Origin of the sequence: Vibrio sp. SCSIO 43136, from assembly GCF_023716565.1 — a bacterium.
Lineage (GTDB): Bacteria > Pseudomonadota > Gammaproteobacteria > Enterobacterales > Vibrionaceae > Vibrio.
The window spans coordinates 1,692,620-1,706,765 of record NZ_CP071848.1; the positions used below are offsets into that span (position 1 = coordinate 1,692,620).

Consider the following 14,146-nt stretch of genomic DNA (forward strand, 5'->3'; position numbering starts at 1 on the left):
ACATGGGCTATTAATAGTCCTGATTAGAACAGGCGTAGACTGGAAGTGAAAATGTACCGCTTGGCAGCGGTACATTTATCTCTTTTCCTCAGTTGGCTAATCCAAACTTAACTGTGCGCTAATACGCTCAATTTCCTCACGCCACTGCTTTTGCAATTTAGGTTTCTGATGTTTAGGTTTGCGCCTTTTATCTTCTTCAAGCAAGCTCTCTAAGCAAACTAAAGTCTCCAAGAGCTGCTCTTCGCAAGGTTGATCAAACGAACTATTTTGAAGCGTACCTCTCGAGAGATTGCCTGAAACTTGTGCTGTCAACTCAAAGGCACTCTCGATGCCCGAATCGAGATGCTGATAAAGCTTCTCTATGTCATGCCACTCACTGAGCGCCCCGTTTTGTACCAACCAAAAACGATTGCAACTCTTTTCTATCAGCTCTCGGTCGTGGGTAACAAGTAATGCCCCCCCTTCAAACTGCTGCAAAGTATCAGCTAACTCATCTTTACCATCCAAATCAAGGTGGTTAGTTGGTTCGTCAAGCATCACTAAGTGATAATTAGCCATAGACAATCCAAGCATCAGTAAACGAGAACGTTCACCACCACTTAAAGATGCCACCTTTTGTGTATGTCGTGAAAACTCAAAACCTGCACTGATCAACGCCATTTTACGGCGCTCTTCAGGGAGATTAGTAAATACTCTTAACGCATCCATCAGCGAGTGATCATCCTCGAGCTGCTTCAGGCTTTGGTCATAAAACCCCATGCGACAACGAGGATGAAACTGAGCAGCAGAATCAAACTGTTCAAGTTGATATTGTTGCCATAGCATCCTTAACATCGACGACTTACCACAACCATTGCCGCCAAGTATGGCGATGCGGTCACCACTCTTGATTTGCTTCTCGTTTACCTCGAACAATTGAGGTGCATCTGGGGCTGGCTTAACTATCAAACCATCCAAGCTGAGTAAACGGTTGGCTTTTAACGCCTCACCACGGAGTGTCAACTGCCAAGGTGTACCCGATGTTACCTGCGTTTGAGAATCCTTAAGACGCTCAATACGCCTTTCCATATTTTTTGCCTTTCGAGACAAGTCTTCATTGTCATAAACACGTCCCCAAATCGCTAATCGCTTGGCGCTCTTTTCAATACGATCAATCTCTTTTTGTTCAACTAAGTTGCGTTGCAACGCAGCTTCATCGACCTTTTCAAGCTCTTGAAGTGCCGAAGTGCACGGTAGTTGAAAATAGCTTAAAGATTGGTCACGTAATATCCAGGTGCAGTTGGTGACTTTATCTAACAAACGTCGGTCATGGGAGACCAACACGAAACTGCCCCTCCAACTCAACAAAAACTGCTCCAACCAAAGTAACGTCGGTAAGTCTAGGTGGTTACTTGGTTCATCGAGAAGCAGTAAGTCGGGTTGTAAAATTAAAGCTCTAGCCAGTAATAGGCGTGTGTGTTGCCCGCCACTCAATGTCCCTGCGGTCAGGTGCCAATCCTGTGGTGCGAATCCCATGTCTGATAGGATCATCTCGGCTCGCCATTGCTGCTGCTCTTGCTCATCTTCAGGTAATTTAGCCACCACGGCCTGCAACATAGATAGAGGTTCGAGCTCCATAGGAAGATGTTGCTCTACTTGCTGAAGTAAACAGTGGTTAGCAATAGAGATGTCGCCAGAACGTGGCTCGAGATTGCCACAAAGGATCTGTAATAAAGTACTTTTTCCACAGCCATTATGGCCAACTAAACCGATACGGTCGCCTTGCTTTAGAGTAAAGGAAATCCCTTCAAACAGAGGTGCTGAAGTGGTGTGGAAGTGAATAGATTGGGCGGATAATAAAGTGCTCATATGCTTACTCAAGTTTTAAGGCGCTAAGACGCCTATCGTCAGAAGTCGCTGACAATAACCTCGTAAGCTAGAGAGAAGAGACTCTAGTCTGTATGGTTTGCTACTTCGCTCAAGCTAGGTTATCGCAGCACGATGCTGGTAAAACTTGAGCGAGCTTCGTAAACAAAAATGTATGCAAAAAATTGTGCACACTGGTTCATCGGTTACCTCCTTATTTAATCTGGTGAATAAGTGGGCTCATTTTAGCAAGCTTGAGTTGTATGTCCACAATACCCTTAGCCATTGTCATCTTTCACCATATGCAAATGCACATCTTGCTGCGGGAATGGTATTGAGATCCCCTCTTGGTCAAACCTGAGTTTGACCGTTTTTGTCACATCCCAATAAACATCCCAGTAGTCATCCGTTTTTACCCAAGGTCTCACGATAAAATCGACCGATGATGTATTTAATGTATGGACCTTTACATTGGGTTCTGGCGAACGAAGAACACTGGGGTGAGACGTGACAATTTCCGTGAGTATAGTCTCGGCTTTAAGCAAATCATCGCCATAGCCGATGCCAAACACCATATCTACTCTTCTCACCCTTTCGTGAGTCACGTTTTTTATCACATCACCCCAAATCTTGCCGTTAGGCACAATGATGATTTGGTTATCGAATGTCTTAATGGTGGTATTGACCAAACTCATTGATGACACCTTGCCATCGACTCCGCCGGCATGTACAAAATCTCCTACGTCAAAAGGACGGTAGATCAACAGCATCATACCTGCGGCGAAATTGGACAAGGTATCTTGCAGTGCGAAACCAATAACTACCCCTGCAATACCAAAGCCAGTCAACACTGGGGTGAGGTTTAGTCCTATTTGCGACAACGCCATAAGTATGCCTAGAAACCAGACACCTTTCGTCGAAATCGATTCGAAGAAATTTTGCATCAGTGTTGATAAACCTAGCTTTTCTGTTGCAACAAGATTACTGACTAACTTCTTCACCAATCTCGCAACAAACCAGGTAGTCAAAAGCACTGCACCAAATACCATCAATTGGATCAGCACTTGAGATAGATTGTTACTCATCCAATCGCCAACGGAAGACATCCAGCTGAATGCAATGGCCTGTATTACTTGTACATCGAGTAGGTCTTGAGTGATATCTCCAGTGATCTCAAACAGCTGTTTTTTGTACTCAGACGTGTCTTGCCCTAACTGACCAGCTACGTTAATCATCGCTGACAAGGTATCTGTAGCAATGTCGAGTCGCTGATTAACCACCAATCGCTTTAACTCGAGCGAGGCTTTTTCTGAATCGGGACTCGAAGATATTTGCTGATTCAGTATCTCTATTTGCTGAGATAGATATTCTGACGATGCCGATGACTGTCTTAGACGGTTGGATAATCGCTCCTCAAGTAATTTTCTGGCTTGGGTTGCCTCTTCATCCAACCCCGCCTGCGCTAGCCACCGTGTATTTTGTAAACTCACTAAATAGAGCCCATCAAGTATCGTCTGCGCTTCTTTGTAATTACTAAGAATCGGCAGTCTATCCTCGACTTTTGCCTCGTCTATTTGAGATAGCAGCTTTTGAGCGGTAGATTTTAAGTAGGTAAATGTGCCGTTAACGTATTGCTCTTGAGTCCGTACTTGTTTGATAAACTCTGCCGAAGTGATGGTTTTGTTGCGAAAGCTATCCGCCAAGACTCTTCTCAATTCAGTGTTAACTTGAAAAAGCTGCAGTAACACTGCCTCGCGTTCACTTCCCTTGGTTTGCTCGATACTTGCGGCCAAAACCTCGAGTTCTTTACTCAACGTTTGCAGACGGTTGGTTTGATTGGCAAGAACCAAGCTAGAAAAAACTAATAATGCGAACGCTAAAAGCAACGGCAAGCTTCGCGCCATGCAGTTGATTGAAATTCTAGTCACAAGCCACTCTCCGCTGACATAAGAAGTAGGTACATTTAGTATCAAGTATAGATAGTAATCTTCGATTTATCAGTGCGTTAATTACACGTAAACACTCACATTGCATCGCATCCTCTCTGTCTCAAAAGCGTAAACAAATGTGGCCAGTTCAGGTGGCTAATAATTGCAACTCTACTGCGAAATAAATGTATGCACTTTGCACATTTGGGTTTATAACACACCTCCCAAATTTTGGTCGTGACCGGACAAAGTTAACGACCTAGATAGCATTGGTTTAATTAATTACATCACTGATTGAGGTTACTTCATGGCGCTTGCAATACTGGCTGTTTTGGTTGGTTTTGGTGTTTTAATGTGGAGTGCGGACCGCTTTGTTGACAATGCGGCTGCCACAGCAAAAATTGCTGGAATGCCCCCCTTGCTGATAGGCATGTTGGTGGTTGGTTTTGGGACATCGGCACCAGAAATAGTGGTGTCGGTCATGGCGGCTTTAGATGGTAACCCTCAGTTAGCACTGGGAAATGCTCTCGGTTCAAACATCGTCAACATAGGGCTAATTCTAGGTTTAACGGCGATTATCTCTCCGATTGCCGTGCAATCAAACATTGTAAGGAAAGAACTGCCAATTTTGTTGTTGGTCAGCGTGGGCGTTGGCATAGTCGTGAAAGACAGTGCTCTCCTGCGTATCGAATCATTGGCCTTACTTGCTGGTTTTGTAATGTTGATAGTTTGGAGCATATACGCAGGGCTAAAAAGTAAAGACCAACCACTTGAACAAGATATCGAGCAAGGGTTAGCAAACTCAGAGCTCAAACTATCGAAAACCATAGTTGGTTTGGCTGTGGGGCTGGTTTTTCTGATCCTCAGCTCAAGGCTACTAGTTTGGGGGGCTGTCGCTATTGCGCAGCAGCTGGGGGTGAGCGATTTAATCATAGGATTAACCATTGTAGCCATTGGCACATCGCTTCCCGAACTTGCGGCTTCAATTATCGCCGCTCGTAGAGGCGAGCACGATATTGCACTGGGAAATATTGTCGGCTCTAATCTGTTTAATAGCTTAGCCGTAGTCGGCATAGCAGGAACGATAGCACCCGTTGCAAATCTACACACAGAGCTTTTCGCTCGAGATTGGCTCACGATGACTGTGCTGACCAGCATGCTTTTCATAATGGCTATCGGCATAAAACACCAAGGAAGAATTAGTCGAGGTGAAGGCATAGTCCTTATCTCGACTTACATCGGCTATAACCTTTGGTTGTTCACTAGCTAGCCCCGCTATCAATAAAAAAGAGCGGCATTAAGTGTCGCTCTTTGTTATCGATGACAGAGGTATTGGTACCTTATGAGCTACTCTTCTTCCCCACAATGATCACAAGCTTGATAAGTTCTTTCTCCTTCACTGACTACAACAAAATCCCGCACGCACTTTTCGCACAAAGCAAGTTTTGGGTAAGCAGCCTTGTACTTACCGGGGCTAAGGTCACCATCAACCACATAATACGTTCGCATAGTCTTCTGCTCTTTATCTAAAACTTGCCAAGTATACGTCAGCGCAACATCTGTGGGTAATCAGAAATACATTCAAAGTAACAACAAAATAAACTAAAAAACTGGGGCGACTGATAAGAGATCAACACATCCTAGTGGCGCTCAAAAAATCGCCAGACATGCTCAGCACCGGAGAAATCCATATTCTTGCGCCCTAACAACCGAGGCAGATTGGGGATATTGCTACCAGGGATGGTATGCCCACCTCCTTCAACTCGATATAGCCAAACATCGCAGGTCGAATCCAAGTTGGTGTAATGCTCGACACTGACTGTCGATTTATCTTTTTTGTTAATATCAGGGAGAGCGAAAGCTTTTGAGTTGAGGTTGCACTGGTTGTGATTTACCCAAAAGTTTACCGAGTCATAGGTTGAGACCACTTCACCCATGGTTTTATTTTTATAACCTACCGAACCTCCGTAGTATGGCACCAGTGGGTCATCAGTGCCGTTCATGATCAACATGGGGACGAAGTTCTCGGGCTTACAAGTGGCAACAATGTTGAGCGGCATGTTTGAAGCGATGGGTGCAATTGCAGCAAAGTATTGTGGGATTTCACAGGCTAAACGAAAGCTCATCATGCCACCATTAGAGATACCCGTTAGGTAGACCTTGCTTATATCAATGGAGAAGTTCAGCGCTAAGTGATCGATAAGCTGGCGAATGAAACTGACATCATCGACTTGCCCTTGGCTTTTTCCTCTGTGGGTATACCCTCGCCCATCTCGCCAAAACGCATCAACACCATTGGGGTAAACTACTATAAAGCCATGCTTGTCGGCCAATTGATTAAAACCAAAGTATTTTGAAGGGGTTTCACCATCTCCCCGTCCACCTCCATGCAATACCATCACTAGTGCTGGCTTTTTCGTCTCTACATTCGCTTCAGGTTGATAAAGGTAAAAGCTTCTCTCTAAACCATCAATCTTAAGGTAATGTTTTACGTGTTCAGGAGAAGCATTTACGACTTGCACCCAGGTTAACAGCACCAAACCCAACACCAGTTTTACCATTTGAAGCGACAATCGAATCATATCAATCACCTAGAGACCTGACTTAATATAAGTTTAGATCCTTGAGGCTAAGCTGAGCTGCATGGTGCAAAAATTTTCATCACTTGGACTTTGCTCAAACCCCAATCGTAAGTAAAAGCGAATCGCTGCACTATTGGAAAGGAAACTTGATAACGTCACTTTGTCGCTATCACGCTTGTGAGCAAGTTGGATGACTTTTTCCATCGCCGCCTCTCCCAAGGTCTGATTGCGAAACGCAGCGAACACCACCAGCAAATGTACATGAGCATGACTGCCATCGAATTTATAGCAAATCATTCCTTTACGTTGGTTATCATGCTCTAGCCAATAAAACCAATCGGGTTGATACTCATGCTGCAACCGATGGCGTTGGTATTCATCATCCCAACCAAACACCTCATCAACTAAACCAAAAAGTGCATCTTTAACCACAGCGAACAGAGATTCAAACTCATCTGACTTCACTGGGACAAAAGAGACGGGGCTGTGTCTGTTCTCCGCATTACTGATCTTCAAGTGCCCACTCCACTGCTTTTTCTGAGTGAATCTGAGTGGTGTCGTACAGCGGAACCTTGGTATGCGATTGCTTAACTAGCAGCGCAATCTCAGTGCAACCCAAAATCACCGCTTGTGCGCCTTCATCAGCAAGTTTGGAAATGATGCCGACATAAGCCTGCCGTGATGAATCTTTGATCTCCCCCTGACACAACTCTTGATAAATGACATCGTGTACTAAAGTTTGATCATCGGCCGTTGGCACCACAACATCAATGCCAAACCTATCGATAAGTCTTTGTTTATAAAAATCTTGCTCCATAGTAAAGCGAGTACCTAGCAAACCAACTTTAGTGACACCATCTTGCTTTAGTTGATAGGCGGTCGCGTCGGCTATGTGCAAAATTGGAATATCAATCTGAGCTTCGATCTCTGGGGCTACTTTGTGCATAGTGTTAGTGCAGATAAGTAAAAAATCTGCGCCTGCGGCTTGCACCGATTGCGCTGCCTGTCCCAATATATCGGCGGTTTCATCCCATTTATTCTGATGTTGAAGTTGTTTTATCTCTTCAAAATCGACACTATAAAGCGAAATTTTTGCCGAATGTAGTGCACCCAGTTTTTGCTTTATGCCTTGGTTTAGTGCCGAATAGTAGCTTGTCGTAGACTCCCAAGACATGCCACCTAATAGCCCAATGGTTTTCATCTGCATTTCCTTTTAGCTTTGAGAACTCAATTAATTCTCACTTAAATCATAAGTTGTGATCTCATAGGGATTGCCATACGGGTCACGAAAATAGAGTGACCAAGACAAGGTATGATCTTCTTCACGAAACTCTATCTTGTTATCGATGAGTTGCTGCTTCCAACCATGGTAATTATTGCTATCACAACCAAAAGCCACCGTATTGCCTAGACAGCCTACCTTTTTAAAGACTGCGATATGCACGCCACCATTTGCTATCGTTAGCGGCCCACCGTCTACAAACCAAGACTCAAGCGCTTTGACTCGTTCAAAACCCATCACCTCCCGATACCAAGCCTCGGCTTCTAAAGGATCGGGAACATAAATATGAATATGGTCGATCTTGTTCAACTCTGGCATTACGTCTCCTTGTACTGTATTTCAAAGACACACTGAGTTTTGCTCTGTGTGAAGTTTAGCGCCTGATAGAACTGGTGTGACTGTGTGCGGGCCTCATTGCATCTAACCCGCCAAACACCCGGTTGGTCATTCATTGCATGGTTCACTAACGCCTTACCGACCCCACAGTTTCTCTGTGTTGGGGCAACAACCAAGCCGACAATTTCGCAAAAGCTTGCCGACGCTAAACGCTGTGCAGTAACGCAGTGAATCCAACCAACAACTTGTTGGTCTTTTATGGCGACAAAAGCGACATCAGTAGGTGAAGCTAAGATTGTCTCAATTGAAGCTCTTGTCTGATCCATACTACGTGGACTGTACCCTAAATACTGACTCACTCGGTGAACACCATCAGTATCATCGATACCCATTTGTCGAATCATGACCATAGCAATATCCCTTTATTTTGTTACAAAGCACCCACCTCATCGATAACAGGTCTTTATTTGCTGCAAATGAGTCCGTAAAATATCGGCAAACTGATTAGATTGGATTTACCATGTCAAAATTATCGCTGCAAGAGCAAATGCTTAAAGCTGGCTTAGTGAATGAAAAAAAACTAAAAAAAGCCAAAAAAGGATCGAAAAAGTCTCGCACTCAGGCGAAAGAAGTTAAGGCTGCTGTTGAAGAGCAAAAGCGCCAACAGCAAGAACGAGACAAAGAGTTGGTTGCACAACAAAAACAAGAGCGCCTAAGCAAAGAAGTCCAAGCTCAGGTTAAACAGCTGATTGAGATGAACAAGATTGATCTTAAAGATGGAGACATCAAATACAATTTTACCGATGGAACCTTAGTTAAATCTCTCTACGTTGAAACCTTAGTCCGTGACCAACTCGCTAAGGGCATTCTTGCCATCGCACGCTATAACGAGAGTTATGCTGTGATCCCAAGCAGTGTCGCAAACAAGATCGCACAACGTGATGAAGAAAGCATCATCGATCAAAAAGCACCTGAAACAGACGCTATCGATGAAGATGACCCGTATGCAGACTTCGTTGTACCAGATGATCTCATGTGGTAGTTGCAACGAACTAATCACACCTAGGGCTCGAATTCGAGCCCTTTTTTGTGCCCGCTGATCACTAAACCTCACCCAGCGTGTTCGAAACCTCGAAACAAATTTACACAATCAAACGCTAAATTAGTATTGACTAATTTAGCCTATTAACTCATCATACCAGAATATTAGGAGGTGCTAATTTTAATTATGCCCCTCGTTCACTCCCATCGGTATAAATAGAGGTGACTATCAGTGGAGCTTTTCATTCCTTGGCATGCGCTGTTTGGCGGCATGTTACTTGGCCTATCGGCAGGGCTTCTAATGCTGTTTAGTGGCAAGGTGGCTGGTATCAGTGGTGCGATTGGTGGTTTGTTAAATCCACCTAAGCATGAATCAAGTTGGAGAGCGGCATTTCTTACTGGAATGATCTTAAGTGCCGTGATTGTGGCACCCTTCGGTTTCGCACTGCCTGATGTCAGCGACAATAACCTCCTAATCGTTGTTCTCGCAGGTTTATTGGTGGGCTTTGGTACACGTTTAGGTAACGGCTGTACTAGTGGTCACGGCATCATCGGTATGGGTCGATTTTCTAAACGTTCCATCGCTGCAACGCTGACGTTCATGGCCGCTGCAATTGTTGTCGTTTTCATTCGTCGAACGCTGGGGGTACTCTAAATGTCAATGTCGAAATCTAAGAAGATCCGCATTACGGTTGGCATGATTTCTGGGCTTCTTTTTGGCGCAGGAATGACTATTTCAGGCATGGTGGACCCTAAAGTGGTAATAGCATTTTTAGATCTTACTGGTAACTGGGATCCTGCACTGGCTTTTGTTATGGGGGGTGCATTGGCGGTATTCGTCCCATTTTATCACCTTCTGATCAAGCCAAGAAAAACAGCCATTAGCGGTGACGAATTCAAATGGACGACGAATACCAAGGTGGATGGAACCCTGCTGTCTGGCGCTGCGATATTTGGTGTTGGCTGGGGGTTAGTTGGTATCTGTCCGGGGCCTGCCGTGGCCAGCATGAGTGGTGGCAGCAACGTCATTTTAGCGTTCATACTGAGTATGCTCGTCGGCATGGTCCACGCAAGCCAATACCTTGCGGGTCGCTTTCCACTCCCCTTCGTTGGGTACAGAAAAAACCCGACGCCATTGACTACCTCTAACACTGGTGTGACTGCACAAGTCAATGCCCGCTAAAATTCAAAGGGCTAAGTATTTGATACTTAGCCCTTATAGTTTCTTATTCTGCCAGTAGCGCTGGCCAATTACGGTCCCCTTTGGCAATATTGCCCGGTATGTCCTCTAGCCAATCCGCTTGTACAGACTTGCTGTAGTTTAAGTAGAGTTTCCCATCGTGGATATGCCACGCCTGTGGATCTATTTTGGCAGTATATCCTTTACTGACAGCCCAAGCGCAGTAACCACCATATTGCGGCGCATATTTATCTGGGTTTGCCTTAAATGCCTCAAGGTTTTGTTGTGATGAAAACTTCCAGTCTGCACCTTGCCACTCATAAACAAAGTCACTATCCCCTTTCGTCGCCTTACCGACGGTAAAGTAGGCTACTGGGTCATATCCTTTTATCGCATTACCAAAAAAATCATTGTAAACAGGATCTAACGCCAGCGCTGGTTTGGCAAACACCATAGCCAACACAAACAGCCCCCAAATGCGTGGTATCGATATCATTTGCACTCTCCGTGTTTTAAACGTCTTAATAGAAGGATACGTAAAACGTTAAGAAAATTTCACGTCGACTAAGCCTAGACGAAAAACATCCCCACCTACCAATCGTGAACCTCACCTTCCCAAGTGAAAAATGTGCCCGATTGAGCAAATGAGACCTTATCGGCCAAAGCGAGAATGCCAGCAGCGCTCTGCTCGACACTGATATCAGCCTCTTCCCCACCCATATCTGTTTTTACCCACCCAGGATGGACTGGGCATACCGTGATTCGCTTATCTCGCAACTCAATTGCAAGCACTTGCATCACCTTATTCACCGCCGCTTTTGAGCTTCGATAAGCATACATGCCAGTACTTTCACGATTAAGTGAACCCATTTGACTTGAGATAGTCAGGATCCGAGGATTGTTGGATTTCTCTAGCCATGGCAGCAGGGCCTCGCTAACTAACAGTGGTGCGATGGTATTCACGGCAAATGTCTCTAACCAAGGCTGTGAGCGTACATCCTGTCGTGATTGCTGCTCGGGGCCGATCACACCCGCATTGTTTATAAGTAGATCGATGTGTTCCAGTTTGATCTTGCTGGAGAGTTCGTTAATCGATTGCTCATTCGAAACATCCAGTTCGACCAAGGTTAGGTTTTCATTTGCGCTAAGATCATGAAGCTGTTGAGATATTTGGTTCCGATACGTTGCAACGACGCAATTGCCAGCACGCAAAAATTGTTTGGTTAACTCAAGACCAATCCCACGACTCGCACCTGTGATAAATATGGTTTCCTTGCCCACGATAGATATTTCCCTTCAGCAAATTAAAGTAAAAAGCACACCAGCAAACTGACCGCACCAGAAAGGTATAGTTTAACACCTAAATTGCCATTGATACCTTGTAACAAATGATCAGTTTCTGGCTCTTCAGCCATTGACGCAGCAACCTTAGTGGCCTTGGAAGCGCTATATTTCATGTGTCGCTGGTTACTTGGTGAAGAGACCATTAGCAAAGTAGCGAGTGACCACTGAAGCACTAAAGAGTAGAAGAAATAGTCACTAACAAAATTAAGCTCCGGCAATCCAATAAAGATACTGCTCAAATGGAGTCCGAGTATTAGGACGCCCTGAGTAATGACAATAAACGCAAGTAAACCGAGCATGTTTACCCCTTAGTAACGTAACAAGGTGCATATCATACGCTAAGTTAGTCTAGATATTTTAGAGTTGCTTCAAGGATATGAGTGTAGAAACCAAACGATCTTGTACGGCCAAGCATCATTGCAACACTTGGCCTATCTGGTTGGCGGCTAGGCTTTCTTCACAAATGCGGCGGTAACCATCATTTCACCCGCACCATCGACTTTGCAGTCTAGTTGATGGTCTTTTCCATCTTTGATGCGACGAATCACTGCTTTGGTGCCAATCTTGATCACCATTGAACTGCCCTTCACTTTCAGATCCTTAGCAACCGTCACTTTATCGCCTTCAGCCAGCAGGGTGCCATTTGCGTCTTTGACCGTAATTGCATCGTCCTGAACTTCATTTGGGTTCCATTCATAGGCGCACTCAGGGCAGACCAAATTGTCTTGATCTGGGTAAACGTATTCTGAACTGCAGTTTGGGCAAGGAGGGAAAGACATAATGATCACTTCTGTGTTTTCGAAATCAGGAGGCGCATGATAAACCCTCTAAAGTTGTTTTGCCATCACCTATCAATTGTTATCTTTTACTTCCAACCTTTTCTCTAGCCATAGTGAACTGATGTATTCACCGTTCTTTTTGGCATATTGGTCGAAAACACCCACTTTTCGAAAACCGAAGGATTGGTGCAATCGAACAGAAGCCTCATTAGGGAGTGCAATGGCTGACAGCACCCGATGTAAACCAGATTGTGCAAGAGCCTCAAATAGTGCGGTGTAAAGCTTCTTTCCTACCCCCTTACCTACCGCATGAGGGGACAGATAGACACTCACTTCAGCAGTATCATCAAATGCCTCTAATGGTCGGTAAGGCTGAGAGCAAGCAAACCCCAAAATCTCCTGTTCATCTTCCATCACAAATATCTGATATCTGCTTTGAGGAGAGAAATGGGCAAACCAATCGGTTCGGTTACTCACACTCAGAGGCTGAGTTTCAAAACGTGCGTTGGTGTGCTCTATGTAGTAATTGAAGATTTTGGTGATACCTTCAATGTCCCCTAATCTGCCAAACCGAATGTCCATCACTTTGTTTTCCCTTCAATCCAAACAAATCGCCGATAGCCACAAATAGATTACTTAAAGGCGTCACCCAGTCCAAGTGAGATTGAGCTCTTTTTGCACTCTGCATCTTGGGGCTTACAGAAAATACTGTATTCACCTTGCGATTCCTGACATAACTTGGCAGTTTTATAACGAGCGATTTCTTCCGTTACACCCACTTCGATATGGGTTTCATTAAAAGGAGTCAAAGAACAAACGTAAACCTCTCCTTCACAGCTTAGATTGAGCTTGATATCCGCCTTCGCAGCCCATGGCGCACTTACAACCAATACTGCAACTAATACCCATAATTTTCTCATTTGCGTCCCTCCAATTTATTTTCCATCACTTGTTCGAGATAGCGCTCAACGGCATTACTCCAACGACTTAACTGTTCGTAAAACACATTGTGACCAGAGACACCCTGACCGAAGGAGTAAAACTTAAAATCGACGTTACCACCGGCATCCGTATACGCTTTAACCATGTTTTGAATAGTCTGGTCAGCGTAATAAGGATCGTTTCGTCCATAGATAAATAACGTTGGTGTTTTGAGAGACTTGGCAATCATTGACAATATGGACTCGTTGGGCGACACATTTTGGTATTTGCATACATCACCTACCCAGCCACCAGAGAAGTTAATCACACCAACAAACTTTTCGGGCTGCCTTGCTGCATGAACGAGCGATAGTATCCCGCCCCTAGAGTTACCCGATAAAACAAGATTACTCTTATCGACCCAAGGCTGGCCGACTAAGTACTGGTATGTGGCATCTAGTGATTTGTCGGCATAGTTAATACCTTTCTCTATCCCTTCAGGAGAGCAGGTATAACCTTCTTCATACTGACCTTGAGAGTTTCCTCTGCCTCGTCGCATAGGCGCAATCAATGCAATATTGCGCTGGTTAAGATAGTCACCAAACACCCAAGGGTTAACCGTGTAGTCTAACGGAATTGCATTTGGCCCAGTTGAGCCATGACTGAATATGACGGTAGGGAATGGCCCGTCCCCAGTAGGCTTAAACACTCGAGCTTCAAGCAGAATTTGTCCATCATCTTCTTGCAAGGGAATTTTGACGATATCACCATAGTTATTGGCGATAGCACTGGTAGACGCTACACAAACAGAGACGAGTAACGGTGGAAGGATCTTCATAACACCTTGCTCAATTTAGGAATTTGCGCCCATATTAAACAACTGAGCGCATATTATCTCCGAGCCACTA

General features: G+C 44.7%; 18 protein-coding genes. 4 read left to right on the top strand and 14 right to left on the bottom strand.

What is annotated here, in order from left to right:
• Positions 1-96: 96 nt before the first annotated feature.
• Positions 97-1,848: an ABC-F family ATP-binding cassette domain-containing protein gene (locus tag J4N39_RS07795; RefSeq protein ID WP_252017773.1), complete on the bottom strand. Its 1,752-nt coding sequence runs from the start codon at positions 1,846-1,848 to the stop codon at positions 97-99.
• Between the two features lie 275 nt (positions 1,849-2,123).
• Positions 2,124-3,749 carry a mechanosensitive ion channel family protein gene (locus tag J4N39_RS07800; protein WP_252023665.1) on the bottom strand — a complete coding sequence of 542 codons (1,626 nt, stop codon included), beginning with the start codon at positions 3,747-3,749 and terminating at the stop codon, positions 2,124-2,126.
• A gap of 331 nt (positions 3,750-4,080) precedes the next feature.
• On the opposite strand from J4N39_RS07800, the gene J4N39_RS07805 reads away from it, so the two are divergent.
• A complete protein-coding gene (locus J4N39_RS07805; protein WP_252017775.1) occupies positions 4,081-5,043 on the top strand; it encodes a calcium/sodium antiporter in 963 nt (320 codons plus the stop codon).
• A gap of 370 nt (positions 5,044-5,413) precedes the next feature.
• Here the strand turns inward: J4N39_RS07805 and J4N39_RS07810 are convergent, their stop codons facing one another.
• From J4N39_RS07810 to J4N39_RS07830, 5 genes are read right to left on the bottom strand one after another with little or no spacing between them, the layout of a single operon-like run.
• Positions 5,414-6,355 carry a CE1 family esterase gene (locus tag J4N39_RS07810; RefSeq protein ID WP_252017777.1) on the bottom strand — a complete coding sequence of 314 codons (942 nt, stop codon included), beginning with the start codon at positions 6,353-6,355 and terminating at the stop codon, positions 5,414-5,416.
• Positions 6,356-6,388: 33 nt separating this feature from the next.
• Entirely contained in the window at positions 6,389-6,871 is a 483-nt protein-coding gene (locus tag J4N39_RS07815) for a GNAT family N-acetyltransferase (RefSeq protein ID WP_252017779.1), read from the bottom strand.
• Positions 6,858-7,556, bottom strand: coding sequence for an aspartate/glutamate racemase family protein (locus J4N39_RS07820; RefSeq protein ID WP_252017781.1), 699 nt, complete (start codon positions 7,554-7,556; stop codon positions 6,858-6,860). Before J4N39_RS07820 ends, J4N39_RS07815 begins: the two co-directional genes overlap by 14 nt.
• A gap of 30 nt (positions 7,557-7,586) precedes the next feature.
• A complete protein-coding gene (locus tag J4N39_RS07825) occupies positions 7,587-7,955 on the bottom strand; it encodes a VOC family protein (protein ID WP_252017783.1) in 369 nt (122 codons plus the stop codon).
• Positions 7,955-8,383: a GNAT family N-acetyltransferase gene (locus J4N39_RS07830; RefSeq protein ID WP_252017785.1), complete on the bottom strand. Its 429-nt coding sequence runs from the start codon at positions 8,381-8,383 to the stop codon at positions 7,955-7,957. Before J4N39_RS07830 ends, J4N39_RS07825 begins: the two co-directional genes overlap by 1 nt.
• Before the next feature lie 110 nt (positions 8,384-8,493).
• Here J4N39_RS07830 and J4N39_RS07835 point away from each other — a divergent pair, with 110 nt between their 5' ends.
• From J4N39_RS07835 to J4N39_RS07845, 3 genes are all read left to right on the top strand, one after another.
• Entirely contained in the window at positions 8,494-9,015 is a 522-nt protein-coding gene (locus J4N39_RS07835; protein ID WP_252017787.1) for a DUF2058 domain-containing protein, read from the top strand.
• 231 nt (positions 9,016-9,246) lie between these two features.
• Entirely contained in the window at positions 9,247-9,669 is a 423-nt protein-coding gene (locus J4N39_RS07840; protein ID WP_252017789.1) for a YeeE/YedE family protein, read from the top strand.
• A 6-nt stretch (positions 9,670-9,675) separates the two neighbouring features.
• Positions 9,676-10,197 (top strand): YeeE/YedE family protein, encoded by a 522-nt coding sequence (locus tag J4N39_RS07845; protein WP_252023667.1) that lies wholly within the window; start codon positions 9,676-9,678, stop codon positions 10,195-10,197.
• A 43-nt stretch (positions 10,198-10,240) separates the two neighbouring features.
• On the opposite strand, the gene J4N39_RS07850 is transcribed toward J4N39_RS07845, so the two are convergent.
• From J4N39_RS07850 to J4N39_RS07880, 7 genes are all read right to left on the bottom strand, one after another.
• On the bottom strand, positions 10,241-10,690 hold the full coding sequence (locus J4N39_RS07850) for a YHS domain-containing (seleno)protein (protein WP_503061866.1): 450 nt from the start codon (positions 10,688-10,690) through the stop codon (positions 10,241-10,243).
• A 95-nt stretch (positions 10,691-10,785) separates the two neighbouring features.
• On the bottom strand, positions 10,786-11,475 hold the full coding sequence (locus tag J4N39_RS07855; RefSeq protein WP_252017792.1) for an SDR family oxidoreductase: 690 nt from the start codon (positions 11,473-11,475) through the stop codon (positions 10,786-10,788).
• 23 nt (positions 11,476-11,498) lie between these two features.
• Positions 11,499-11,837 (bottom strand): hypothetical protein, encoded by a 339-nt coding sequence (locus J4N39_RS07860; protein WP_252017794.1) that lies wholly within the window; start codon positions 11,835-11,837, stop codon positions 11,499-11,501.
• 147 nt (positions 11,838-11,984) lie between these two features.
• Positions 11,985-12,317 (bottom strand): zinc ribbon domain-containing protein YjdM, encoded by a 333-nt coding sequence (locus tag J4N39_RS07865; RefSeq protein WP_252017796.1) that lies wholly within the window; start codon positions 12,315-12,317, stop codon positions 11,985-11,987.
• Positions 12,318-12,389: 72 nt separating this feature from the next.
• Positions 12,390-12,899 carry a GNAT family N-acetyltransferase gene (locus J4N39_RS07870; RefSeq protein WP_252017798.1) on the bottom strand — a complete coding sequence of 170 codons (510 nt, stop codon included), beginning with the start codon at positions 12,897-12,899 and terminating at the stop codon, positions 12,390-12,392.
• Positions 12,900-12,949: 50 nt separating this feature from the next.
• Positions 12,950-13,237, bottom strand: coding sequence for a hypothetical protein (locus tag J4N39_RS07875; RefSeq protein ID WP_252017800.1), 288 nt, complete (start codon positions 13,235-13,237; stop codon positions 12,950-12,952).
• Entirely contained in the window at positions 13,234-14,076 is an 843-nt protein-coding gene (locus J4N39_RS07880) for an alpha/beta hydrolase family protein (protein WP_252017802.1), read from the bottom strand. The genes J4N39_RS07875 and J4N39_RS07880 overlap by 4 nt, the downstream gene beginning before the upstream one ends.
• Between the last annotated feature and the right edge of the window lie 70 nt (positions 14,077-14,146).